This is a genomic window from Escherichia sp. MOD1-EC6819, assembly GCF_002965765.1.
Lineage (GTDB): Bacteria > Pseudomonadota > Gammaproteobacteria > Enterobacterales > Enterobacteriaceae > Escherichia > Escherichia ruysiae.
The window spans coordinates 46,219-71,293 of sequence record NZ_PTRG01000001.1 but is presented as its reverse complement, the minus strand read 5'-3'; the positions used below and the strand labels follow the sequence as shown (position 1 = coordinate 71,293).

Sequence of the window (25,075 nt, the reverse complement as noted above, 5' to 3'; positions counted from 1 at the left end):
ACGAGCTTTGCTGCGTTTTACTGATTGACTTATAAAATATTAATCTTTTCGATAATAAAAGGCTCCAATCCTTGGAGCCTAAATTGGAAAAACTCTCATTAAAACTATTATTTTCAACTACATCACAGAATATTTTCCCGTGACATATAACCAACAACCGATCCTTTCTCTACCAAAAAATCTAATATTACTAAGACCTCTTCTTTCAACTGTTTGGTTCGTCTAATTCTCTCACGCTCAGTGTTGATATACCGCCTAACCAAACATTCCAAATAATAAACAGTATCATTTTCCAATTTATTTTCCCATAACTTTTTATTAACCGACAATATTCCTGAAAGCCAGGTTATACCTTGATTAAGATAGCAACTGGCAATGTTATTCAATGATTTGGCAAGAGAATATACAGTTGAAGGGCAATGACCCATAGTCCTAGATACATCGCAAAAGAATTGACTATTGTTATCTTTAAATGTGTGCCAACCATTTGAATTTTCTTTCCATGGAGATTCAGCAAAAAGGTAACTTTTTATAATTTTATCTACATACCAATACCTATCTCCATCCTTGCACAAAGTAACCACTTTATCAAAAAACAAATCCCAAACCTTCCAAAATTTGGTGTAAGTATTTAATCTATCTTCGACGAGAATAAATTTTTTAAATAACTCTGAAATAGGCTCTGAACCGTTGAAACCTTCAAGAAAAGGTTTTATATAATCAGGAATATCGCTCACGGGCGCATGAAGCGTAAAGTAGGCAAATCTTTCCAAGAAAGACTGCCGAAGAGCGTAATCAACTCTATCTTCTCGAACACTTGACAATAGGCTTGTAGAAAATCTTTTAACAATTAAGGAAACCAATTGCTTATGTTCAATATTGACAGTATCAACTGGAATTAATTGGAAAGCCGTGTTCAAAATATGCAGATCAACTTTATCGATACCTCCCAAATCATCTATAGATATTTTATTATCGATGACATTTGATATGCAATGCTTATAGTTATTTAAAAACACCTTATTAATATTTATTTTTTTAATGTCATAGTCTGCTTGACGATAACTTTCATGAATGATTTTTCTTGAAAGGATTACATATTTTGGCTTTAAAATCAAAAAACCAAACAATAGAGACTGCATATCATCAAAATAGTATAGCCATAATTTATGAATCACCATACTAGGAAATACTGAGTAGCGCCCACTTGCCATTCCAATAGAGTGGTCATTAAACAGTGTCAAAAGTAATATTGTTTTTATAGTCTCCCTTTCGACTGGATAATTATGATAAATCACAGGTAAGGCTGAAATTGCCGAGGTTGTTCCATCTAGCACCTGATAATTATAGCCTTCCTTCAACGGAAGTTTAGAATACGCTAGAACAATATCTTTACAGTATTCTCTCTCTTCATTATTCAGCTGATTAAAATTCTCTAATAGTAATATAGAACAAACGTCTGCTGGTATATTACTGTTTAATAGTCGGAAATCTTCATCCTCCTCCTCATTAAGCTTGTTTATTATTTCTTTGGTCTCTTGTATCGCAATTTGCGGATTGTCCTCATACATTCCATAATTCTTATAACGTTCATCCTTTTCTCTTTTATAGCTTGCCCATAGCTTCAGCGTCATATACTTCATATGCTCGGAATTTTTCTTTATTGCTTCCTCACTATATTGCTTTAGTTTTGGGTCAATCTCAGGATTGAATGATATCTCAATCCCTTCATCTTTCTCCTTAGTAGTTATATTCATCTTTCGCCGATCCATTCTTGCCAAGCAGAGCCTCCACGTCTTATCGGCTTCAGTTTCTTGAGCTTCATCTGGAAGCTGATTATAGTATTTGTCGAAAATATCCCATAGCACTTGTTGCCTTTCTATGGCATCTTTCTCCGTTACATTTTCACTTCTGAAAATTTGATAATGCAAGGCAAGATTTTCAAGATGAGTATTTCTATGCACATCATCGCAAGCTTTAATTCTATCTTCTTCGTGCAAAGAGTTTCTGTAATCTGCACCGCCAAAGCCATCCCTGAGGGAGATTAATGAACTTTTATGTGTTCTGTCTAGAACCATTCGATTCATATCAAAATGGAAGAAATCCTTTGTCTGGAATAGTACTTTAGCTACATTGAATGTCTTCTCAGGGAATGCAAGTACAATACTAGTAACTACTGCGGAGATAGAAGCTGACTTGGTATTTCTCAACAAAAAGAGAAGCCAACTTTCCAACACTTTCGAGTCTGCATTTTTAAAATTCTCAAGAAAAATTTTTTCCAATGCCATATGAATTGATGAAAGTAAGTAGGTAGAGACCTGTGTTCCTCGATATGAGCACCACAGACGATTGCATATATATTGCTTTATAAACTTTCCTTCTTCAATAAAGACATCGACTTCTTCAATTTCGTTTTTAGCAAAGCGGGAGTGGGCAAAACATATCGTTGTCTTGTTCGTAAAATCAAGAATAAAGTCTATTGTTTTTTTGAACTGTGATTGTAGTAACCAATATATAGGAGTCTGATATGGACTTTCTGGATAATAGTCATGATGAGACCTAAATAGACCGAACTCATCTTCAATATCCATATGGTGATAACGTTCGCCTTTTTCTTTAAGTGGCCGATACCAGAACAGATCTGCCAATTGTAGAACATATTCCGGGAGAGATACCCAAACCGGATGTGAATCTAAGTCAGTAAGGATTAAGGTCATAAGATCGAAATATGGGGTACCGTGCTCGTTCCACTTATTTTTTAGAACCTTAACTAAAATCTCTTCCATTTCAGGTTTAATCATGGCCGCCCCATGAAGAATCGTATGCAGAATATTTTTCTCATTATCCCTTCCGGATAAATAGACATCCTCATCTATAGTCCATTGATAATATTTTAGGGCTATCAAACTAGATAATCGAGTCGTTTCACCCACTTTGTTTCTTTGATTCCACTCTTGAATCACTGGAAGTATAAAATTAATATTTCTGAACCCAATTTCATCTAAATTTTCATGGATAAATTGGATCACACTCTGCCAACCAGTTCCCTTAGGCTTAGTAAGAACATATTTAATGGAAAGTAGATCTGAATTACTTACACCTAACTGTTTAAGCAGATCGTAATCAACGTCCTTGCAAGCAAGCCTCAATAAGAAAGTAAGTCTTTTTAAAAGATTCTGGTCACTACTAAGTAAATATCGTTTAAAGTAATTAAAAAATATGCCTGAATTGTCGGAAAGAAGGACAGCTACCCATAACTCGTCTTTCCAAAATTTTGATATTCCTTCTCCACAGACTATTTCTGCGATAAAAGGCTTTATGGACTGGTCATCTAAAAGTAATCGTTCAGATATCCAATTCCGAAAACTACGGCGAACAGGAAGTGATTCTCCTATCTTTTCGAAGAACTCGTTATTGTTCGCTTTACGGATATAATCGACGGAAATTTTCTTTTCTAATGCCCATTCCTCATATATATCATGTGTAATGAAGTAACCAGCAGCTTCATAGCCGACAATTCCGTCTTTAACTAACGCATCTAAAATTCCAGTATCACATGTCGGAGAGACAAAAAATTGGCCCTCACTAGCCCGCTGAAAAGCAGTCGCTAAGAAACACTGCTCCCGAGAAGGTTTATTTTTGACGACAATCTTATTCCAGAGCTTTTCTTTGAAGCTCGCATAATCGATGCTTTCACCGGTATAGAACCTCAGATATTCACTTAGATAAAATGGATTTTTGATTAGTTCTAATAATCGAACATCTTGAGGAAGGCTAAATCCATTATTATCAGATAACTCTATTAGCTCGTCGCGTTCAAGGTTCTTTATTACTAAGTTTCCAGGAGTTATCTTATAAATATCTATGAAAGCATAGTTCAGATCTGCCAAGTAGTTGTTACGGGTTGTGAAAATAACCTGCCATTTATCCTTTATTAAAACAGTCAGGAATTCTTTAAAAGGATCGATATTGGTCAATTCTAAAAGCTTTTCAGCAGAATCTACGACTATGACTTTACGTAATTCGTCTTGATGAGCATTAGAGAAATCGGCTAAGCCATGCGCACCGAATAGCTCATTAATGCTGTCTTTTTTAAACTCACTAGCCTTAAAGACATAGAAAGGAGTGCATTGTTTTTCAGCTTCATAAATTTTTTTGATAACTGCTGTTTTTCCAACCCCACCTTCTCCGCTGACGATGACAATTTTTTTCTGAACTAGATTCTCATGTAGAAGTTCAATGCAATGTCGTCTGTCAATTTCAATACTTCTGTCTTTGAACTCTATATTGGTTTGAATTTCATATAAAACATTTTCTGTGTGCTTGCGCTTTTCTTCTAATAAATCAAAGATGCTTTCATTAAGGGAGAAGAAATGTTTTGCAATCTTTTCATTCTCAACTATTACAAACGGTGATTCAAAAAAACTAGCAACTCTCCATACTATTTCGATACCCGACTCATATGCTTTCTGATCAACTTCAATTTTTATTTTGGGATCGTTACTATTTCCGACAGTTTCAAAATAATTATCAGCGTTCTTATCGTCTTCAGGCTCATGAGACTTTCTCCCCTGCCCCCACTCTTGATTAGTATAGAAAATGATTTTACTTAATCCTGGATAAGCCTTTTTGCTTTTCCCAATCATTTCTATAAGATCAGCTTTGTTATCCGACAATTTTGTGTCATAGAATTTAGATTGCCAACCGATAAGTTCATTATCTTTGGTTATTGGATTAGTTTCGATACCAGATTGATTCTTATATCTAAATATACCTGCGGGTATTTTGAATTCTTGACAGAACAATAAGTAGCAAAACCACTCAAAATTATCTTGAGGATTCTCATTAAATTTAGCTTTAAAGTTATCCCAGTTTGGTTTGACCATTTAATTATTCCCCTATTTTTTGTAAATAACTGCCCCTACACAGAGAAATGCACCCTCGATATCGTACTCAGCAACTATCTTCTTTCTCCATCAGAGCGCTCACGGTCAATCTTTGTCAGCTGCGCATTGAGTTGATGTCCTGTCATTCCATGTTTGTATGCATTGTATTGCCAGATCACAAACTGTTGTTTGTACCTCCGGTTCTCTTCCTTAAGCTCTTCGATTTCGCTTTCAAGATTCACAATCCTAGCGGCTGCAATGTTCAAACTAGCTGGACGCGGATTTTTGGGGCCACGGCCTTTAAGCGCCTCTTTCTTTGTTTGATAGGCAGTCACTATTGCCCCATGTGCATTAAGGGACTGTCTTGACGGCAACTTTCCAACCAATGGTTCTGCCGCCTCACAAATTACTGACCAGGACAGTTTTGGTTCCTGCCATCCTCGAATTAGATTCACGATGGCGTTAATGTCTCTATTGTCCAGATGCTTAGCCAAGGCCACCTCCTAACAAAGTTGTCAAATCATCTAACATCACAGCTTCTTCACTTTCTTTGCCTTTTTGCTTGATGGCCGCAATAGACGTCTTTGCGACAACACGGCGAAGCTGGCTGAAATCATTGCCCCGGAGCTTAATCTGGGCACCATTTTCAATGTCTGGATTCTCTAAAATAGCGACTAACTCACGAAGCCGGGTGACAGTTTTCTTGTGGTATTGATACCAGCGATCAGCCCCCATCTCGCCGCGTTCTACCGCTGCATCAGCAATACAAAACATTCGTTCCGACTTCACCAAACGTTTCTTAATTCGATCCAATATTTCTGTATCCTCGCCTTTGATACAAACCTGCTCAGTACAATTGACGCAATCTCGGAACTTCTCGCAAGGGCCCATGGTGTAATCATGCACGCAGTAGCCATACTCCGTCACATGGACTGCGGCATGATCTAACGTATTGAACTCTTGAATAGTCACAGGAAGGTGCTTAGCCACATCTCCAGCAGGCCCAAATAGACCTTTTGAGGGATCGAGGCGTTCAGACATGCCAACCAACTCATATTCAGTCATGTGGTTGTAAGCTCGATTCTGTTTCATATCTGCCCGACCAGACCACTTGGCAATTTCCAAGTTTGAGAGCCCACCACGCTGAGCTATGGTGTTAAGTAGGTGCCGAGCTTGGTGCGAGGTTAATTTAACCCGTTCACCGTTTTCAGCATGGTAATTATAGCGATCAAAGATACTGGCATGTTTTCCATTCAAAGTCTCCCGAGGCGTCAGATCATTATTAAAGAAGTTATTGGTTGGTTTATACAATTCAATCGGTATACATCGGCGATTCCCGTGGAACTGATTTACATTAAGTGCAAACAAAGCATTGCTGTACTTAATTCCCTTGTCTTTATCAAACCACGGAAAACCATCAGGCAATCGCGCCATAGCATGGCGCCACAGGCTTTTTAGTGTGTGCGAACCATCTTCTTGAGCTAACCCTCGATTAAAGAGAGAAGAACGACATTGTTTTTTGGATTTACAAGCAAGACCGAGAGCCATACAAGACTGTTCCATTGTCAACGGCTCATCATCAGCGACATCAGGACAGTTAGCATGGCGGTAAAATTTATCCGGGTGTATCTCAATCCACTTGGCCAGCTGTCGAGCATTCTCAGATAACATTTTGGTTCTAGCGATAGCTGTTTTAGCAACGCCAACCATTACAGTGGGTATCCATTTAATGCCCCCTTCATAGCCTTTACCTGCAAAGAAACGCCAACCATAGCGTTCTATATCTTCGCTATCGGTTTCAAACACCTCACAATCTGCAGGAAGTGCTAACACTTCAGAAATGCGCGAAGGAGCAGACATCAGCATAGCAAACACCGATGTTGTAAATATGTCTCTTTCATCCATTGGATCGTTTGCAAAAATTTCCGCAAGCGCGTTGAGGGCAATATCACTCGGTAGTTTCTTTTCCCTATTTTTTTTAGCCTCTCTGCCTGTTTTGTTTTTGTCCTCTGCACGCCTAATGGGATTAACCCAATTTTGCACAGCACTTGATACAAGTCGATTTTCAACGACAAACTTAGCCAGCCGCTCAATCTCTCGGCCACAATGATATGCAGCACCATCAGAGTAGTGCTGCCTTGCCAATTCAGATGCTTCATCCAGTACTGAAATCGACAGACCATCAATATTTGCATTTCCATTTACTTGAATTAAAGCCGCCTCAATCGCACGGAGGGCCTTACTTTCATTCTTTGTCCCTGTGGGATGATGTCCCTGCTGGTAACGAAAATAGGCTTTGGCGAAATCAATGAACGCAGGGTCTTGTACCTCTCCCTGCATAGGTGTTCGCGTAATAATGCCTAGCTTGGCAAACACTGTTATGTTTGGCCAAACAGGAGCTTCCCAATTCAGATCGGAACCGAATACAATCAATTGTACTCGGCACTTGGATATGAATACTCCAAGGTTTTGTGCTGCTGTCAGCGTAGCCTTTGGTTTAAACTGGAAAATCTCAGCCATTGGCGATTGCTCCCTGTGGACTAAGCTCTTCACGACGTTTTGCACAACGCATGATCACATCTGCCACCGCGATAATGCTGCGATCAAGTATGGCAGCAATCTGGATATCGCCGGTTATCTCTTTCACCCGTTCACGCTCGTTGAGCAGCCCCTGATAGACATCCTCATGGGGGCCATCCAGCCAAGGCTGGAAATGCATGCAGGTGTAGCAAGGAATAGGAACATTGGCACCACAAAAACCATGCTCCCCACAAGTACCTACACCATGGCCTATCTCGGTCCTAATGCGACTGGCAGGGTCGTTACCTCGATGCGCGCCCCTCTCTGAATCGACAAGTACCCCGACAAAGGCCTGGGCGTATGGTGCTAGTTGGAAGCCAACCGCCTCATCAAGCTTTTTCACATGTTCGGGAATGTTCTTGATGTAAACGCCGGCGTTTTGGGTATCCGTATGGTCAAGTAGTTCCGCAATCACCAATTCGCCAAATCCTTCCTTGGCAGCTCGTGTGCCCGTGGTATAGCGAAAACGACGAGCATTGATATGTAATAGCTCACCAGTACGTTCTGACCGGATATCAGATTTTTCTATGATGTACTGGAGTGTGTTGGTTATCTTTGCTGCGGGAATGTGGAGTTTGTCGGTAGCAAACAGTTGGCGGAATTCATAAGGAGACTGGACGGTAGCTAACACATCAAGATCTGGAAACAGAGGGATTTGCTGTCGGTCATCTTCCTGCAATTCAAACCCCAGACGATTCTCAACCATTGCAATTGCATTCTTTGCCTGAGTGTTCAGAATTACCCATAGTTCTGGTGATATCGCAAAGAGCTTGAAGTTTATTCGAAAAGAACTGCTGCGCTGCTTGGCTCGCGGCACATTCAAAACATAGAATGGCTCTCCCTTTCCATTTTTACCGCAAAGCACATCGACTGCATGAAGCAGCGAGATCTGGATGGGTCGTCGTCCTGTATGACTGATGCTAAGTGCCAAAGCCAACTCCGCTATGGTAATTAAGCTCTTTTCATAAGCCCGAACAGCCCCCTCGTTAAACGCTGTCAGCTCATTATCCGTCAGAGGCCCTTCTTGAGGATCCTGACGCTTAACCGCATCTCCCTTACGATTACCCTTCAGCCTCCAGCCATCCAACAAACTGATCACATCTTTGCTGATACCGGGATAACCAAGCTGGTGCCAAGTTCGAAGAAAGCCACGTATAGTTGCCAGATACCATTCCGTCGCAGGCAATAGTCTCGCCCGATAATTAATCAATACCGTATCAGTAATTTCTCTCGCATGAGTCTCTCGCAGCATGTGCTGAAACCGCATAATAATGTTCAGAGTATGAGGAGCAGATTGAGTAGAAGCATAAAATGCTAGCGTGCGTAGGCAGCCATTGAGCCCCTCACCTGACAAGTAATGGTGAATATCTACAAGAGTGGCGTGGGTATTTTTATCCAATATCCACGATGTATCATATAAGTGAAAGAAGTAGCCATTAGCCCTAGCACAGATTCGCTCGGACACTAATGCCGGTAGGAACTTACTCGTCATCATTCTTCATGTCCTTTGGCAAGCGAGTGCCATTACCTTCCTGCAATGCCAAAGCGGCCTCAAACCCTTTTTGCTGAATGAAACGCTTGTTGTAAGTCGCTGCAGTTCCCGAACCATCTCTCCAACCCATTAAGTAAGAACGGAGCTGCTCTTGGCGTTCCTCGCTGACTTGCTCATTCATGGCATCCATTCTTTCTGAAAACTTTCGATTCCATGTATGGCGGAACGAATGCCCTGTCGCTGCATACAATTGTGGTGATACAGCCCTGACCACGGAAAAGATTTTATGATATCCCCCTTTAGAGATAGGGTTTCCAACTGTTGGCCCTAGCTTATAAGTGACAAAGAGGTAGTCATTTTTCTTTGCATTTCGGACTTTCCGGCGATCTTGGATGATATAACTATGTAGTTCTTGAACTAGGGATTCAGCCAATGGCAAGAGCCGGTCTCTCGTTTTAGCATGGGGCTGATTGGTTCTAGAATCAGCTAGCTCATCTGCTCGCCTAAATATACGGATCCTGTTAGTACTAAAATCAATATCTTGTATTCTGATGTTTAACAATTCCCCACCTCGAATACCAAGATAAAACAGAAGTAAGATCATCAGCCGATTGCGACGCTGAACATCTATTGAGAAAGGATTTAAATCTGATCCCGGCTTGATAACTTCAAATAGCGTATCCAATTGCACATCATTCAATGACCTGTCTTGCCATTCACTGTTTCTGCGCTTTTTCGACGGTCGACGTATCTTTATGTGCTGCAACATTTCATTGATCTGTTCGACAACGCCCGGTTCTGCCGTCTTTAAAATATGCATTGCATACCAACCTAAATATTTGGCATATGTTGTCAGCCGGGAATGCAATGTTCCGTTATCAACAGTATCGCTACTCGCATCTTCCAACCAAGGTGTAGAAGAAGCAACTAACAGCTTCTTTCCCTGCTTGCGCTGAGCAAAATCCCGCAGATCGTCCAGTTCGTAAGGTTTGAAGAAATTTTTGGTCAAAAATCGCTGTTCTAGGTCAATGCCACGATTATCTAAGAAGCGTAGCAGCACAACAAGGTTGCTAGCTGCTGCTAGCATAGTTGAAAAAGCATCCCCTCTGTTGCGGATTTGGGTTGTTAAAAAAAGAGTCGGGTAATACACGGGAAGGCAAGAAGAACGATCCACCACCATGCAGTATCGCTCGCCACTGTCCATGACAAATGTTGTAACCTTGTAGTTATCCTTCATGTGCCCATACCCCATACACTTTACATAATTGCAAGGTACACAGTATGTTAGGAAGATATCAATTACGATTTGACACTTTTGAGACGCGGCAAATAAAAAGCCCCTGTATTAACAGGGGCCTGATAGATAATTAATTACATAAACGTCTTAGGTAAATCCTAGAACGGAATGTCGTCATCGAAATCCATCGGCGGCTCGTTAGACGGCGCTGCCGGAGCGGACTGCTGCGGGCGAGACTGCGCACCGCCGCTGAACTGATTGCCACCCTGCGGCTGCTGAGGCTGCCCCCAACCGCCCTGCGGCTGACCGCCACCGACGTTACCGCCTGCCGGTGCGCCGCCGCCCTGGCGACCACCCAGCATCTGCATGGTGCCGCCAACGTTCACCACGACTTCTGTGGTGTAGCGATCCTGGCCGGATTGGTCAGTCCATTTGCGGGTACGCAGCTGACCTTCGATATAAACCTGAGAACCTTTACGCAGATATTCGCTGGCAACTTCCGCCAGTTTGCCGAACAGCACAACACGGTGCCATTCAGTCTGCTCTTTCATCTCGCCGGTCGCTTTATCACGCCAGGATTCGGAAGTAGCCAGCGTAATGTTGGCAACTGCGCCACCATTCGGCATATAGCGTACTTCCGGGTCCTGGCCCAGATTACCAACGAGAATAACCTTATTTACGCCTCTGCTGGCCATGTCGTGTCTCCTGAAAAAAACGTTCTAATAAGTGTAAACGCGCGATTGTAGCATTACCAATAGCGGTTTTACCACGATGTGACCTCGGTTCCGGTAAACAAACATGGCCCGACATTGTTACACAGCACTCCGGGTTTTGCATTCCAATACTGTATATTCATTCAGGTCGATTTGTGTCATAATTAACCGTTTGTGATCGCCGGTAGCGCCATGCCGCCGGGCAAAAAAGTGTTTAATCCGGGAAAGGTGAATGGATAAGATCGAAGTTCGGGGCGCCCGCACCCATAATCTCAAGAATATCAACCTCGTTATCCCCCGCGACAAACTGATTGTCGTCACCGGGCTTTCGGGTTCTGGCAAATCCTCGCTCGCTTTCGACACCTTATATGCCGAAGGGCAGCGTCGTTACGTTGAATCCCTTTCCGCCTACGCGCGGCAGTTTCTGTCACTGATGGAAAAACCGGATGTCGATCATATTGAGGGGCTTTCTCCCGCCATCTCAATTGAACAGAAATCGACGTCTCATAACCCGCGTTCCACAGTGGGGACCATCACTGAAATCCACGACTATTTGCGTCTGCTGTACGCTCGCGTCGGCGAGCCGCGCTGCCCGGATCACGACGTTCCGCTGGCGGCGCAAACTGTCAGCCAGATGGTGGATAACGTGCTTTCGCAGCCGGAAGGCAAACGTCTGATGCTACTCGCGCCAATCATCAAAGAGCGCAAAGGCGAACACACTAAAACGCTGGAGAATCTGGCGAGTCAGGGTTATATCCGCGCGCGTATTGATGGCGAAGTCTGCGATCTTTCCGATCCGCCGAAACTGGAACTGCAAAAGAAACACACCATTGAAGTGGTTATCGATCGCTTCAAGGTGCGTGACGATCTTACCCAGCGTCTGGCGGAATCGTTTGAAACCGCACTGGAGCTTTCCGGCGGTACGGCGGTTGTTGCGGATATGGACGATCCCAAAGCGGAAGAACTGCTGTTCTCCGCGAACTTCGCCTGCCCGATTTGCGGCTACAGTATGCGCGAACTGGAACCACGCCTGTTCTCGTTTAACAACCCGGCGGGCGCCTGCCCGACCTGTGACGGCCTCGGCGTACAGCAATATTTCGATCCCGATCGCGTGATCCAGAACCCGGAACTGTCGCTGGCTGGCGGGGCGATCCGTGGCTGGGATCGCCGCAACTTCTATTATTTCCAGATGCTGAAATCACTGGCAGATCACTATAAGTTTGACGTCGAAGCGCCGTGGGGCAGTCTGAGCGCAAACGTGCATAAAGTGGTGCTGTACGGTTCTGGCAAAGAAAATATTGAATTTAAATACATGAACGATCGCGGCGATACCTCCATCCGCCGCCATCCGTTCGAAGGCGTGCTGCACAATATGGAGCGCCGTTATAAAGAGACGGAATCCAGCGCGGTACGTGAAGAGTTAGCTAAGTTTATCAGCAATCGTCCGTGCGCCAGTTGTGAAGGGACGCGTTTGCGCCGTGAAGCGCGCCATGTTTATGTCGAAAATACGCCGCTGCCTGCAATCTCTGACATGAGCATCGGTCATGCGATGGAGTTTTTCAATAATCTCAAACTCGCTGGACAACGCGCGAAGATTGCGGAAAAAATCCTCAAAGAGATTGGTGACCGGCTGAAATTCCTCGTTAACGTTGGGCTGAATTACCTGACACTTTCCCGCTCGGCAGAGACACTTTCCGGCGGCGAAGCCCAGCGTATCCGTCTGGCGAGCCAGATTGGCGCAGGGCTGGTTGGCGTTATGTATGTGCTGGATGAGCCGTCTATCGGCCTGCACCAGCGCGATAACGAACGTTTGCTGGGTACGCTTATCCATCTGCGCGATCTTGGTAATACCGTGATTGTGGTGGAACACGATGAAGACGCGATTCGCGCGGCTGACCACGTTATCGACATCGGTCCAGGCGCAGGTGTTCACGGTGGTGAAGTGGTCGCGGAAGGATCGCTGGAAGCGATTATGGCAGTGCCAGAGTCGTTGACCGGGCAGTACATGAGCGGTAAACGCAAGATTGAAGTGCCGAAGAAACGCGTCCCTGCGAATCCGGAAAAAGTGCTGAAACTGACAGGCGCACGCGGCAACAACCTGAAAGATGTGACGCTAACGTTGCCAGTAGGCCTGTTTACCTGCATTACAGGGGTTTCAGGTTCCGGTAAATCGACGCTGATTAACGATACCCTGTTCCCGATTGCCCAACGCCAGTTGAACGGCGCGACTATCGCCGAACCGGCACCCTACCGTGATATTCAGGGGCTGGAGCATTTCGATAAAGTCATCGATATCGACCAAAGCCCAATTGGTCGTACTCCGCGTTCCAACCCGGCAACCTATACCGGCGTGTTTACGCCTGTGCGCGAATTGTTTGCGGGCGTACCGGAATCCCGCGCGCGCGGTTATACGCCAGGACGGTTCAGCTTTAACGTCCGTGGCGGACGCTGCGAAGCCTGTCAGGGCGATGGCGTGATCAAAGTTGAAATGCACTTCCTGCCGGATATTTACGTACCGTGCGACCAGTGCAAAGGTAAACGCTATAACCGCGAAACGCTGGAGATAAAGTACAAAGGCAAAACCATCCACGAAGTGCTGGATATGACCATCGAAGAGGCGCGAGAGTTCTTTGATGCCGTACCGGCGCTGGCGCGTAAGCTGCAAACGTTGATGGACGTTGGCCTGACGTACATCCGCCTCGGGCAGTCCGCCACCACGCTTTCCGGTGGTGAAGCCCAGCGCGTGAAGCTGGCGCGTGAGCTATCAAAACGCGGCACCGGGCAGACGCTGTATATTCTCGATGAGCCGACCACCGGTCTGCACTTTGCCGATATTCAGCAACTGCTCGACGTACTGCATAAACTGCGCGATCAGGGCAACACCATTGTGGTGATTGAGCACAATCTGGACGTGATTAAAACCGCCGACTGGATTGTCGATCTTGGCCCGGAAGGCGGCAGCGGCGGCGGCGAGATCCTCGTCTCCGGTACGCCAGAAACCGTCGCGGAGTGCGAAGCTTCGCATACAGCGCGCTTCCTCAAACCAATGCTGTAATCACAAAGGCCGCTTTCTGAGCGGCCTCAGACTGATGACAAAGTCTAAAAATGTGCTCGGACAGTCCCCTCGCCCCTCCGGGGCGAGGGGGAAAACCGTGCCGCTTTTGACTTTTAAGCCAGTTTTTCAGCAATATCAGGCCGCTTTCTGAACGGTCTTTTCCTTTCAGAGTTGTACCAGCAATTTGCGTTTTTCTTCCGGCAGCAAATTCACCGCCTGCTGATACGACGCATCGACCAGATAATAGATTTGCGAATCCGGCAACGATCCGTCGAGATATACGGTACTCCAGTGCGCTTTATTCAGATGTCGGCTGGGACGTACATCGCTGTGCTGCTGACGCAGAAGATCCGCCAGTTCCGGGCTGGTTTTCAGCGAAACCGCCGGGCGATTTTCCACTTCTTTCACCATCGCAAACAGCACATCTTCCACTTTGATTTGCGTCGCTTTCCAGTCGCTGTGAACGCTCTGTTCAGCGCCAGGTTTTGCCATGCAATATTGTAGCAACTCCGATATGGTCATTTTTTACTCCCCTTGTAGTGTCGCGATGATGCGACGCGATCCGCCGTGGACACGATGTTCCCCCAGCCAGATACCCTGCCAGGTGCCGGTCTGAATACGTCCTTTATGCACTGGCAAAACAAGCGATACTCCCAGCATTGAGGATTTGATATGAGAAGGCATATCATCTGCCCCTTCATAATCATGCTCATAGTTTCCGTTATCGGGAACAGTGCGGAGGAAAAAACGCTCCATGTCCTGGCGTACCGTGGGGTCGCAATTCTCATTAAGTGTCAGAGAGGCGGAAGTGTGTTGCAGCAACAGGTGCAGTAAACCGACATTAACACGCGGCATATCTGCCAGTTGATTCAGAATTTCATCCGTTACCAGATGAAACCCGCGAGATTTGGCGCTAAGCGTGAGCGTCTTTTGATACCACATGTGCTGCTCCTTGATAAAACTCTCTTAATCAGTTTGCAGCAAGACAGCGAAAGGATAAAGGTGTGATTAAAAAAACAGCATTCGGGAGAGTGACACACTCTCCCGCACTATCAGTATTCTGAATTAACGATCACCTCTTCGCCAAAAGCACCCGCTTGTGGCAAGGGTTTGTAGGTAGAGTTGGAGGCACGCAGAATACGGATACCACGAATGCCGACATCACGCGCGGCAGTCATATCATTATCGGAATCACCATAAAACATTCGGATATTTTTATCCTGCAACCACTGCGTTTTCGTGTTTTGTCCTGGTTTATCACCCGCAAAGATTACCGGATTCATACTGCTTGCCGGAATGTGGAAATCGTCGGCTAATGTTTTCGAAACCGTTTCTGTTTTCGTTGGGCTACGACCAGTCACAAAAAAGATGGTATCGCCACGGCGGACATGTATATCAATTAGCTGACGTGCGACCTCTTTTGGAATGCTGAATTCATCCCAACCATTGTTCATCTTTTCCCAGAATGCTGGGTTTTTTAGATAATCTTCGCTTTCTGGCGAGAATATTTTCTTGCCGCGCCAGAATCCGGGGCTGGAAAACAAAACGGTATCATCGATATCAAACCCAACCGCCATCGGTGGGCGCCCGGCAAGGCTATTTTCAATTTGTGCGACCGATACCCAATGGACAGGTGCCTGTTCAGCGAGTCTGGCAACGTTAGTGCCGGGATTAAGCGGTGAAGGTGAAGAGGCTAACGCAACAGCAGAACTGTTTAGAGCGAACAATAAGCAAACGGCACTCAATGCCTGTGTGATCTTGCGCATATTTTTCCCTAAATAGTCAGTAAGTTGAAACTTTTTATTATGAAGTGTGTTGGAAAAGCCATCTGACCATAACGCCAGCAGCGAGGGAAAGGAAGGATTATCTGCGGCTTTTGTGAAGAAAGGGAGAAGGATCACATGAGACCAGTCCGTGTTTGTAACTATTTAATAACTTAATATATTTCCATAGTATAAAAATGTTCGGAAATGAAACGCCTATTTTATTCACGTTTATAAGAAATAAGTCTTCATCTCCTTCGTACTATTTACCTGGATAATACATAGCCCCCCTTATTTATAGTAGAGCAGGCGGCTTTTCAACCGCCTGCTGGTTAACCTTACATCACTGCAGCAAACGCCTTTGCAACGCGCTGCACGTTCGCAGAGTTAAGCCCGGCAACACACATACGACCGCTGGCGATCAGGTAAACGCCAAATTCCTCGCGCAGGCGATCGACCTGAGCGGCGCTTAAACCGGTATAGCTGAACATGCCGCGTTGCTTAAGCAGGTAATCAAAATTGCGCTCCGGCATCTCAGTGCTCAACACCCGCACCAGTTGCTGACGCATTGCCAGAATACGGGTTCGCATTTCTTCTACTTCTGCCAACCAACTGGCTTTCAACGCCTCATCATTCAGCACCGTTGCCACTACCTGTGCACCAAAATTCGGCGGGCTGGAGTAAATACGGCGCACAGTAGCTTTCAGTTGCCCCAGCACACGGCCTGCGGCTTCGGCATCTTCACACACCACCGAAAGACCGCCGACACGTTCGCCGTACAGGGAGAAAATTTTCGAGAATGAATTGCTTACCAGAGCAGGTAATCCGGCGCTGGCAATGGCGCGAATGGCGTAGGCATCCTCTTCCATACCGGCACCAAATCCTTGATAAGCGATATCGAGAAATGGGATAAGCTCGCGTGCTTTGAGAATTTCAATGACTGCGTCCCATTGGTCGTTGGTGAGATCGGCGCCCGTTGGGTTATGACAGCACGGATGCAGCAGCACAATACTGCGGGCAGGCAATGTTTTTAGCGTCGCCAACAGATCGTCAAAACGCACACCGTTGGTCACTTCATCATACCAGGGGTAAGTGCTCACTTCGAATCCAGCCCCGGCAAATATTGCTACGTGATTTTCCCAGGTGGGATCGCTGACCCACACACCTGATTCCGGGAAGTAGCGTTTCAGGAAGTCAGCCCCCACTTTCAATGCCCCTGAACCGCCAAGCGTTTGAATAGTCGCCACGCGCTGTTGTTGTAACACCGGATGATTAGCGCCAAACAGCAGTGGCGCAATAGCATGGCGATAGCTGTTAAGCCCTTCCATCGGTAGATAAAGTGAAGCGCCATGAGGCTGCGCATTCAGGCGCGCTTCCGCTTCTTCGACGGCTTTTAATTGTGGAATAATCCCGTCTTCGTTGTAGTACAGACCGATACTCAAATTCACTTTGTCGCTGCGAGGGTCTTCTTTAAAACGCTCCATAAGCGAAAGAATCGGGTCGCCAGCGTAGGCGTCAACTTTTTGAAACACGCGATGGTTCTCCAGGTTTACGGGCAGGTGGTTAAAACACAATAAACCGGAAGATGGGGAAGATCGAGAGGATGTTTAGCAATGAGCAGCAATTAATAACGCAGCGAAGCTGATAAAAAACGCAAAACCTTCAGAGGTACGAACGACAAGAGTGTATCAATTTATTGAATTTACATAAATTTGCAGGCCGGATAAGGCTTTCACACCGCATCCGGCACAGACAATCAACTATTGCAGAACGATTAATCCACGTATTTCATCGCGACCCTTGATGTCAGGCGCGTGATAAGTTCGTAAGCACTCACTTTCGTCATTTCTGCGATACGCTCTACGGGCAGACCTTCGCCCCATAAAATGACCTGATCCCCGGCTTTATCCTGCGCCTGCGGGCCTAAATCTACGCAGATCATATCCATCGCGACTCGCCCCACAATCGGCACTTCGCGGCCGTTCACCAGCACTGGTGTACCGGACGGCGCGGCGCGCGGGTAGCCATCGCCATAGCCCATCGCCACCACGCCAAGGCGGGTATCGCGCTCGCTAATCCAGGTGCCGCCATAGCCTACCGGTTCACCTGCTTTATGCTCACGCACGGCAATCAGGCTGGAGGTCAGTGACATCACTGGCTGGCAACCGAAATCGGCACCGGTGGAACCATCTTCCAGCGGTGACACGCCATAAAGAATGATGCCCGGGCGCACCCAATCAAAATGCGACTGCGGCCATAACAAAATTCCGCCCGATGCGGCGATTGAACGCTTGCCGGGTCTGCCTTCGCAAAAGGTATTGAAGATATCGAGTTGTTTCTCAGTCGCGCCGCATTTTGGCTCATCAGCACGAGCAAAGTGGCTGACAATATTCACCGGCTGACGGACGTTTTTACATTGCGTAAGTCGTTGATAAAACGCTTCAGCTTGTTCCGGTAACACGCCCAGCCGGTGCATACCGGTGTCGAGTTTCATCCAGACGGTAACTGGCTCCTCCAGATTGGCCTCTTCCAGCGCAGCAAGCTGTTCTTCGTTATGCACGGCAGTATGCAGATGTTCAGCGGAGATCGTCGGCAGATCGTCTGCTTCAAAAAAGCCTTCCAGTAACAAAATAGGTTGCGTGATGCCCCCCGCCCTAAGCCGCAGGGCTTCTTCGAGACGGGCAACGCCAAAGGCGTCGGCATCGGGGAGCGTTCGCGCGGTCTCAATCAGACCGTGACCGTAGGCGTTCGCTTTCACCACCGCAACCAGTTTACTGGCAGGTGCCAGTTCACGCAGACGTTGCAGGTTGTGTCGCAGAGCGCGGCGGTTAATCACAACAGTTGCCGCTTGCATTTGTGTTCCTTGATAAGTGTTTGCTTTAATTACCTAATTCATAAAATAATTATTATTCGTCGTCGTACTGTGGCCCCGCGTAGTTGTCGAAACGCGACCATTGACCGTTAAAGGTCAGGCGTACCGTCCCGATTGGGCCGTTACGTTGTTTACCGATAATAATTTCCGCGATGCCTTTTAAGTCACTGTTTTCGTGATAAACCTCATCACGATAGATAAACATGATCAGGTCCGCATCCTGCTCGATGGAACCGGATTCACGCAGGTCGGAGTTGACCGGGCGTTTGTCAGCACGTTGTTCCAGAGAACGGTTCAACTGAGACAGCGCCACCACCGGCACATTCAGTTCTTTCGCCAGGGCTTTTAGCGAGCGGGAGATTTCTGCAATTTCCAGCGTACGGTTGTCTGAAAGCGCCGGTACGCGCATCAATTGCAGGTAGTCGATCATGATGAGTCCGATGCCGCCGTGTTCACGGGCAATACGGCGCGCGCGGGAGCGCACTTCCGTTGGCGTCAGGCCGGAGGAGTCATCAATGTAGATATTTCGTTTTTCCAGCAAAATGCCCATCGTGCCGGAAATACGCGCCCAGTCTTCATCATCCAGTTGCCCGGTACGAATTTTGGTCTGGTCAACGCGCGACAACGACGCCAGAGAACGCATCATAATCTGTTCCGATGGCATCTCCAGCGAGAAGATAAGCACTGGTTTATCCTGCAACATCGCCGCGTTTTCGACGAGGTTCATCGCAAATGTCGTTTTACCCATCGACGGACGCGCGGCGACGATGATCAAATCCGACGGCTGCAAGCCAGCGGTTTTTTTGTTGAGATCGTCATAGCCGGTATTAACACCGGTTACACCATCGTGCGGTTGCTGGAACAGTTGCTCAATACGCGCCACCGTGGCGTCGAGCACATCGGCGATATTCTTCGGCCCTTCGTCTTTATTGGCACGACTTTCGGCAATTTTAAAGACGCGAGATTCAGCAAGGTCGAGCAAGTCTTCACTGGTGCGCCCTTGCGGATCAAAACCGGCTTCGGCAATCTCATTCGCAACTGAGATCATCTCACGGACAACGGCACGTTCGCGCACGATGTCGGCATAGGCACTGATGTTCGCTGCACTTGGCGTATTTTTTGACAGTTCCGCCAAATAAGCAAAACCACCAACGCTGTCAAGTTGCCCCTGGCGCTCCAGTGATTCGGCAAGGGTGATCAGGTCAATTGGGCTACCGCTTTCCTGCAAACGCGCCATTTCGGTAAAGATATGACGGTGCGGACGGGTGTAGAAATCATCTGCCACCACTCGCTCGGCCACATCGTCCCAGCGTTCGTTATCCAGCATTAAACCGCCCAACACCGACTGCTCCGCTTCGATCGAGTGCGGAGGCACTTTCAGCCCGGCAACTTGTGGATCGCGATCGCGGGGTTCAGCCTGCTGTTTGTTGAAGGGTTTATTTCCTGCCATAGTGAATGGAGTTACCGAGATAAAGAATGGGTCGAAACTTTACCATATGAAGCAGACCCTGACGATACGTTCTGGAGGACACATGGCAACACGAATTGAATTTCACAAGCACGGTGGCCCGGAAGTACTTCAAACCGTGGAATTTACTCCTGCCGATCCGGCAGAGAATGAAATCCAGGTCGAAAATAAAGCCATTGGCATCAATTTCATCGACACTTATATCCGCAGCGGCCTTTATCCACCGCCATCGCTACCCAGCGGATTAGGCACCGAAGCGGCTGGCATTGTGAGCAAAGTCGGCAGCGGCGTGAAACATATTAAAGCGGGCGATCGTGTGGTTTATGCGCAGTCAACGTTAGGGGCTTACAGTTCTGTGCATAACGTCAATGCCGATAAAGCGGCAATTCTGCCAGCGGCGATCTCTTTTGAGCAAGCTGCCGCGTCGTTCCTGAAAGGCTTAACGGTTTATTATCTGCTGCGCAAAACGTATGAAATCAAACCTGACGAACAGTTCCTGTTCCATGCGGCTGCTGGCGGCGTGGGCTTAATTGCCTGCCAGTGGGCAAAAGCCTTAGGAGCAAAACTTATTGGCACTGTGGGTAGCGCGCAAAAAGCGCAAAGTGCATTAAAAGCGGGTGCATGGCAGGTAATTAACTATCGCGACGAAAATCTGGTCGAGCGATTAAAAGAGATCACCGACGGCAAGAAAGTGCGCGTGGTGTACGATTCCGTAGGCAAAGATACCTGGGAACGGTCGCTGGATTGTCTGCAACGTCGCGGTTTAATGGTCAGTTTTGGTAACTCATCAGGCGCGGTGACGGGTGTGAACTTAGGCATTCTCAATCAGAAAGGCTCGCTGTATGTGACACGCCCTTCCCTGCAAGGCTATATCACCACGCGGGATGAGTTAACCGAAGCCAGTAATGAACTGTTTTCTTTGATCGCCAGCGGCGTGATTAAGGTCGATGTCGCAGAGCAACAGAAATATCCGCTGAAGGATGCGCGGCGTGCGCATGAGATTCTGGAAAGCCGGGCGACGCAGGGTTCCAGCTTACTGATCCCATAAAGAAATTGGGCTTCCACCTGGGAAGCCCTTTCTTTTATAGTTCGGCTGTATGTAGGGTACAGCACGATGAATCTGTTAGAGACGCAATAGTGACAGATTTGATAATCAATTCCTATTTTGTTCTAAGGATAAAACCTTAGGTTGTGATCATCCGCACAATCCCTTAGTAACGCCAGCGGTCATAACGCTGATATTTCGGCACTTTTGGTGCTTTAATCGCCTTAATAACCCACACCACCGCAATCGCCAGCAGTAACCACGGCAGCAACTTAATCATCAATGCCAGCATACCACCGAGGAACATAATGGCCGTCGCCACAACCAGCGCGGCGATAATGCCCAGCAACGAAACGCCGGTGACCATCAACATGACAAAAAAGCCAATCACAAAAAGTAGTTCCAGCATGATGTACTCCCAAATATGAAATCTCTTGCAGCCATTACAAGAATCATGCCAAAACCTAACATTATGATTTATCAAAAAATATGCCCCGCGACGGTGCGCAGGGCATAGTGAATTTGACTACTTTGTGGTGAAAAATTAACGCTTATCCGCCACCAGTTTGAGCGCATGTTCCAGCACGTTAATGTCAGCACCCGCTTTATGGGCATTTTCACTTAAATAACGACGCCACTGCCGCGCACCAGGAATACCCTGGAACAGACCCAGCATATGCCGGGTAATATGGCCGAGATACGTCCCCTGACTAAGCTCACGCTCAATGTACGGATACATGGCACGGACTACCGCCACCGGATCGGCATCAGTATCCGAGGAACCAAAGATCTCTCGATCCACCGCCGCCAGAATCCCCGGATTCTGGTACGCCTCGCGTCCGACCATCACACCATCCATATGTTGCAAATGCGCTTTAGCCTCTTCCAGCGACTTGATGCCACCGTTAATCGACATCGTCAGATGCGGAAAGTCACGCTTCAGTTGATAGACGCGCGGGTAATCGAGCGGCGGGATTTCGCGGTTTTCTTTCGGGCTTAAACCAGAAAGCCAGGCTTTACGCGCGTGGATGATAAACATCTCACACTCGCCTTTACCGGAAACGGTGTTGATGAAATCACAAAGAAATTCATAGCTGTCCTGGTCGTCAATACCAATACGCGTTTTCACCGTGACTGGAATCGACACCACATCGCGCATCGCTTTAACGCAGTCGGCTACCAGTTGCGCATTACCCATCAGGCACGCGCCAAACATGCCGTTCTGTACCCGGTCAGACGGGCAGCCGACATTCAGATTGATTTCATCGTATCCGCGCGCTTCTGCCAGCTTCGCACACTGCGCCAGTGCCGCTGGATCGCTTCCACCCAGTTGCAACGCCACCGGATGCTCTTCTTCACTGTACGCCAGGTAATCACCTTTACCGTGAATAATTGCCCCCGTGGTCACCATTTCGGTATAGAGAAGTGTATTGCGGGAGAGCAGACGCAGGAAATAACGGCAATGTCTGTCCGTCCAGTCGAGCATCGGGGCAATGGAGAAACGGTATGCGGGATAAGCGGTTTGTGATTCTGCTGACATGGCGTTTTTTTAAGCACCTGGTGAATTGGGGGCGCTACTATAGCATAACGAATATGCGATCAGGCAATGTGACAGCTATGACGCCCTGTTCTCGGCGTTTAAGTGAGAACTATGGTAAAGTAAGGACATTCTTAACCCCACTTTGAGGTGCCCAATGGAAAAGACCACAACGCAGGAGTTATTAGCGCAAGCTGAAAAACTCTGTGCACAGCGTAATGTGCGCCTGACCCCGCAGCGCCTTGAAGTGTTGCGCCTGATGAGTCTGCAGGAAGGAGCAATCAGCGCCTACGATCTGCTTGATTTACTGCGTGAAGCAGAGCCGCAGGCCAAGCCGCCAACGGTTTATCGCGCACTCGATTTTCTGCTTGAACAAGGTTTTGTGCATAAAGTTGAGTCCACCAACAGCTATGTGCTCTGTCACCTGTTCGATCAACCAACGCATACTTCAGCTATGTTTATTTGCGATCGCTGCGGCGCAGTGAAAGAAGAGTGTGCGGAAGGTGTGGAAGACATCATGCATACGCTGGCGGCAAAAATGGGTTTTGCCCTGCGGCATAATGTGATTGAAGCGCATGGATTATGTTCAGCATGTGTAGAAGTGGAAGCGTGTCGTCATCCTGAACAGTGCCATCATGACCACTCTATTCAGGTGAAAAAGAAACCGCGTTAAGAGGGCGTACATCCTTGTACACGTCGGGCAGGAGGGATTAATTACCAGCGGTATTCATTGCGGGTTTCCCAGTCCACGACCTCTTTCTCTGCCTGATCTTTCTGGTAACCGTAGCGTTCCTGGATTTTACCCACTAACTGATCACGTTTACCTTCAATGACCGTCATATCATCATCGGTCAGTTTGCCCCATTGCTCTTTCACTTTACCTTTGAACTGTTTCCAGTTACCGCCGACTTCGTCTTTATTCATATTCAAGTCCTCATCGTTAGGTGGTGAATGAGAGTACGCTCGCTTTTCTTCTGAACGTGGGATTAAGTGTAGTCAGGAATTTGGCTTAGGATTATTTATTCAGAATATTTAACCGTCACGCTCCGGCAAACCAGGTTCCGTTGCGCCAGTGACGACGCCAGATAGCCGCCAGAGAAAGCCCGCGCAGCGCCAGAAAGACGGTTAACGCCAGCCACAAACCATGATTACCCAACCACGGCAGTGTGAGGAGCGTCAGCGCAAATCCTGCTGCTGCCACCGCCATACTGTTTCGCATTTCGGCGGCGCGCGTTGCACCTATAAACATGCCGTCCAGCAGATAACACCAGACACCAACCAGCGGTAAAATGACCTGCCAGATAAGATAGCGATCGGCCAGCTGCTGAATCTGGGTTAATGACGTCAGCAACGCAATAATGTGTTCCCCTGCCAGCAAATAAATCACAGAAAACAGCAACGCCACGATCCCCGACTGGCGACACGCTGCGCGCCAGACATCCAGTAACTGGCTCCCGTCGCGCGCACCGTATGCCTGACCTGAATGAGCTTCAACCGCGTAGGCAAAACCATCCAGCGCATAGGCGGTAAAGGTGAGTAGCGTCATCAGAACCGCGTTAACGGCGATAATGTCACTTCCCAGTCGCGCGCCAAGTACCGTTATTGCACCAAAACAGAGTTGCAATAACAGGGAGCGCAGCATGATGTCGCGGTTAAGCGCCAGCAAGCGACGGATGTTTCCTCGCCAGGCTGTTTTCAGCATTTCGCCGGAAATACCGCGTAGTTTGAGGATTTTACGCACCATTAGCAGACCAATCAGCAACGTCGCATATTCTGCGATGACCGTTGCCAGCGCCGCGCCCTGCACGTTCATATGCAGCCCCATCACCAGCCAGACATCCAGCACAATGTTGAGAATATTACCCACCACTAACAGGACAACCGGCGCACGGGCATATTGCACGCCGAGCAACCAGCCAAGTAATACCAGGTTTGCCAGCGACGCCGGTGCACTTAGCCACCGAATTTCAAGAAAGCGCCGCGCCTGTTCCAGCACGGCTTCACTGCCACCAACAATATGCAGCGCCAGATCGATAATCGGTGTACGCAACAGAGCAATCAACGCGCCAGCCCCCAGCGCCAGTAGCAACGGCTGCACCAGCGCACGCGCTAATGCCTGAGGATTTTTGGCACCATACGCCTGCGCAGTAAGCCCGGTAGTGCTCATGCGCAAAAACAGCAACAGCATAAAGAGAAAGCTGGTCGCCGTTGCGCCAACCGCCACGCCGCCCAGATAAACCGGACTATCAAGATGACCAATTACCGCCGTATCAACCAGCCCCAGCAACGGAACGGTGATATTGGAGAAAATCATAGGTAAGGCGAGATGCCAGAGAGCTTTATCAGATGAAGTGAGGAATGCCATGCAGACAAGCCTGATGAAGAGAGATGAAAAACAAACCGCGACGCCAGGCGGCATCGCGGTAT

The 25,075-nt window shown here is 47.4% G+C and carries 19 protein-coding genes; 3 read left to right on the top strand and 16 right to left on the bottom strand.

The genetic code is table 11. The annotated features are described in order from the left end of the window. Nucleotides 1–122: 122 nt before the first annotated feature. From avs4 to ssb1, 6 genes are all read right to left on the bottom strand, one after another. Nucleotides 123–4,886 carry an AVAST type 4 anti-phage nuclease Avs4 gene (avs4, locus tag A7Z06_RS00300; protein ID WP_105279299.1) on the bottom strand — a complete coding sequence of 1,588 codons (4,764 nt, stop codon included), beginning with the start codon at nucleotides 4,884–4,886 and terminating at the stop codon, nucleotides 123–125. Nucleotides 4,887–4,960: 74 nt separating this feature from the next. Beyond that, nucleotides 4,961–5,380, bottom strand: coding sequence for a hypothetical protein (locus A7Z06_RS21850; RefSeq protein WP_001062124.1), 420 nt, complete (start codon nucleotides 5,378–5,380; stop codon nucleotides 4,961–4,963). After that, on the bottom strand, nucleotides 5,373–7,406 hold the full coding sequence (locus tag A7Z06_RS00290; RefSeq protein WP_000807724.1) for a hypothetical protein: 2,034 nt from the start codon (nucleotides 7,404–7,406) through the stop codon (nucleotides 5,373–5,375). The genes A7Z06_RS21850 and A7Z06_RS00290 overlap by 8 nt, the downstream gene beginning before the upstream one ends. Further along, nucleotides 7,399–8,961 carry a site-specific integrase gene (locus A7Z06_RS00285; protein WP_021571019.1) on the bottom strand — a complete coding sequence of 521 codons (1,563 nt, stop codon included), beginning with the start codon at nucleotides 8,959–8,961 and terminating at the stop codon, nucleotides 7,399–7,401. The genes A7Z06_RS00290 and A7Z06_RS00285 overlap by 8 nt, the downstream gene beginning before the upstream one ends. Then, complete coding sequence (locus A7Z06_RS00280) at nucleotides 8,948–10,195, bottom strand: tyrosine-type recombinase/integrase (protein WP_000654660.1); 1,248 nt, start codon at nucleotides 10,193–10,195, stop codon at nucleotides 8,948–8,950. Before A7Z06_RS00280 ends, A7Z06_RS00285 begins: the two co-directional genes overlap by 14 nt. Before the next feature lie 158 nt (nucleotides 10,196–10,353). Beyond that, the gene (gene ssb1, locus A7Z06_RS00275) at nucleotides 10,354–10,890 is read right to left on the bottom strand and encodes a single-stranded DNA-binding protein SSB1 (RefSeq protein ID WP_000168309.1); all 537 of its coding nucleotides are present in this window, start codon (nucleotides 10,888–10,890) and stop codon (nucleotides 10,354–10,356) included. Nucleotides 10,891–11,140: 250 nt separating this feature from the next. Here ssb1 and uvrA point away from each other — a divergent pair, with 250 nt between their 5' ends. Continuing rightward, nucleotides 11,141–13,963 carry an excinuclease ABC subunit UvrA gene (gene uvrA, locus A7Z06_RS00270; protein ID WP_000357757.1) on the top strand — a complete coding sequence of 941 codons (2,823 nt, stop codon included), beginning with the start codon at nucleotides 11,141–11,143 and terminating at the stop codon, nucleotides 13,961–13,963. 165 nt (nucleotides 13,964–14,128) lie between these two features. Here uvrA and A7Z06_RS00265 read toward each other — a convergent pair whose 3' ends face one another. From A7Z06_RS00265 to dnaB, 6 genes are all read right to left on the bottom strand, one after another. Further along, nucleotides 14,129–14,485 (bottom strand): MmcQ/YjbR family DNA-binding protein, encoded by a 357-nt coding sequence (locus tag A7Z06_RS00265; protein WP_000155671.1) that lies wholly within the window; start codon nucleotides 14,483–14,485, stop codon nucleotides 14,129–14,131. A 3-nt stretch (nucleotides 14,486–14,488) separates the two neighbouring features. After that, nucleotides 14,489–14,905, bottom strand: a complete 417-nt coding sequence (locus A7Z06_RS00260; RefSeq protein WP_000270381.1) for a secondary thiamine-phosphate synthase enzyme YjbQ — start codon at nucleotides 14,903–14,905, stop codon at nucleotides 14,489–14,491. 110 nt (nucleotides 14,906–15,015) lie between these two features. Next, complete coding sequence (aphA, locus tag A7Z06_RS00255) at nucleotides 15,016–15,729, bottom strand: acid phosphatase AphA (protein ID WP_010344812.1); 714 nt, start codon at nucleotides 15,727–15,729, stop codon at nucleotides 15,016–15,018. 335 nt (nucleotides 15,730–16,064) lie between these two features. Further along, on the bottom strand, nucleotides 16,065–17,258 hold the full coding sequence (gene tyrB, locus A7Z06_RS00250; protein WP_000486927.1) for an aromatic amino acid transaminase: 1,194 nt from the start codon (nucleotides 17,256–17,258) through the stop codon (nucleotides 16,065–16,067). Nucleotides 17,259–17,500: 242 nt separating this feature from the next. After that, on the bottom strand, nucleotides 17,501–18,580 hold the full coding sequence (alr, locus tag A7Z06_RS00245) for an alanine racemase (RefSeq protein ID WP_001147290.1): 1,080 nt from the start codon (nucleotides 18,578–18,580) through the stop codon (nucleotides 17,501–17,503). Between the two features lie 52 nt (nucleotides 18,581–18,632). After that, the gene (gene dnaB, locus A7Z06_RS00240; protein ID WP_000918355.1) at nucleotides 18,633–20,048 is read right to left on the bottom strand and encodes a replicative DNA helicase; all 1,416 of its coding nucleotides are present in this window, start codon (nucleotides 20,046–20,048) and stop codon (nucleotides 18,633–18,635) included. 82 nt (nucleotides 20,049–20,130) lie between these two features. On the opposite strand from dnaB, the gene A7Z06_RS00235 reads away from it, so the two are divergent. After that, the gene (locus A7Z06_RS00235; RefSeq protein ID WP_000235546.1) at nucleotides 20,131–21,114 is read left to right on the top strand and encodes a quinone oxidoreductase; all 984 of its coding nucleotides are present in this window, start codon (nucleotides 20,131–20,133) and stop codon (nucleotides 21,112–21,114) included. A gap of 163 nt (nucleotides 21,115–21,277) precedes the next feature. On the opposite strand, the gene pspG is transcribed toward A7Z06_RS00235, so the two are convergent. Continuing rightward, nucleotides 21,278–21,520, bottom strand: a complete 243-nt coding sequence (pspG, locus tag A7Z06_RS00230) for an envelope stress response protein PspG (protein WP_000891404.1) — start codon at nucleotides 21,518–21,520, stop codon at nucleotides 21,278–21,280. A gap of 135 nt (nucleotides 21,521–21,655) precedes the next feature. After that, entirely contained in the window at nucleotides 21,656–22,651 is a 996-nt protein-coding gene (gene dusA / locus A7Z06_RS00225; protein ID WP_001272043.1) for a tRNA dihydrouridine(20/20a) synthase DusA, read from the bottom strand. Between the two features lie 154 nt (nucleotides 22,652–22,805). Here dusA and zur point away from each other — a divergent pair, with 154 nt between their 5' ends. Then, on the top strand, nucleotides 22,806–23,321 hold the full coding sequence (gene zur, locus A7Z06_RS00220) for a zinc uptake transcriptional repressor Zur (RefSeq protein WP_000416266.1): 516 nt from the start codon (nucleotides 22,806–22,808) through the stop codon (nucleotides 23,319–23,321). Between the two features lie 41 nt (nucleotides 23,322–23,362). Here the strand turns inward: zur and A7Z06_RS00215 are convergent, their stop codons facing one another. Together A7Z06_RS00215 and dinF are read right to left on the bottom strand one after the other, a co-directional pair. Continuing rightward, nucleotides 23,363–23,572: a CsbD family protein gene (locus tag A7Z06_RS00215; RefSeq protein WP_001030603.1), complete on the bottom strand. Its 210-nt coding sequence runs from the start codon at nucleotides 23,570–23,572 to the stop codon at nucleotides 23,363–23,365. Nucleotides 23,573–23,687: 115 nt separating this feature from the next. Next, nucleotides 23,688–25,013: an MATE family efflux transporter DinF gene (gene dinF / locus A7Z06_RS00210; protein ID WP_000874978.1), complete on the bottom strand. Its 1,326-nt coding sequence runs from the start codon at nucleotides 25,011–25,013 to the stop codon at nucleotides 23,688–23,690. Nucleotides 25,014–25,075: the final 62 nt, after the last annotated feature.

Coding starts and splice junctions, on each gene's coding strand:
- avs4 (WP_105279299.1), bottom strand. CDS start 4,886: ATGGTCAAACCAAACTGGGATAACTTTAAAGCTAAATTTAATGAGAAT.
- A7Z06_RS00290 (WP_000807724.1), bottom strand. CDS start 7,406: ATGGCTGAGATTTTCCAGTTTAAACCAAAGGCTACGCTGACAGCAGCA.
- A7Z06_RS00285 (WP_021571019.1), bottom strand. CDS start 8,961: ATGATGACGAGTAAGTTCCTACCGGCATTAGTGTCCGAGCGAATCTGT.
- A7Z06_RS00280 (WP_000654660.1), bottom strand. CDS start 10,195: ATGAAGGATAACTACAAGGTTACAACATTTGTCATGGACAGTGGCGAG.
- ssb1 (WP_000168309.1), bottom strand. CDS start 10,890: ATGGCCAGCAGAGGCGTAAATAAGGTTATTCTCGTTGGTAATCTGGGC.
- uvrA (WP_000357757.1), top strand. CDS start 11,141: ATGGATAAGATCGAAGTTCGGGGCGCCCGCACCCATAATCTCAAGAAT.
- A7Z06_RS00265 (WP_000155671.1), bottom strand. CDS start 14,485: ATGACCATATCGGAGTTGCTACAATATTGCATGGCAAAACCTGGCGCT.
- A7Z06_RS00260 (WP_000270381.1), bottom strand. CDS start 14,905: ATGTGGTATCAAAAGACGCTCACGCTTAGCGCCAAATCTCGCGGGTTT.
- aphA (WP_010344812.1), bottom strand. CDS start 15,729: ATGCGCAAGATCACACAGGCATTGAGTGCCGTTTGCTTATTGTTCGCT.
- alr (WP_001147290.1), bottom strand. CDS start 18,580: ATGCAAGCGGCAACTGTTGTGATTAACCGCCGCGCTCTGCGACACAAC.
- dnaB (WP_000918355.1), bottom strand. CDS start 20,048: ATGGCAGGAAATAAACCCTTCAACAAACAGCAGGCTGAACCCCGCGAT.
- A7Z06_RS00235 (WP_000235546.1), top strand. CDS start 20,131: ATGGCAACACGAATTGAATTTCACAAGCACGGTGGCCCGGAAGTACTT.
- pspG (WP_000891404.1), bottom strand. CDS start 21,520: ATGCTGGAACTACTTTTTGTGATTGGCTTTTTTGTCATGTTGATGGTC.
- dusA (WP_001272043.1), bottom strand. CDS start 22,651: ATGTCAGCAGAATCACAAACCGCTTATCCCGCATACCGTTTCTCCATT.
- zur (WP_000416266.1), top strand. CDS start 22,806: ATGGAAAAGACCACAACGCAGGAGTTATTAGCGCAAGCTGAAAAACTC.
- A7Z06_RS00215 (WP_001030603.1), bottom strand. CDS start 23,572: ATGAATAAAGACGAAGTCGGCGGTAACTGGAAACAGTTCAAAGGTAAA.
- dinF (WP_000874978.1), bottom strand. CDS start 25,013: ATGGCATTCCTCACTTCATCTGATAAAGCTCTCTGGCATCTCGCCTTA.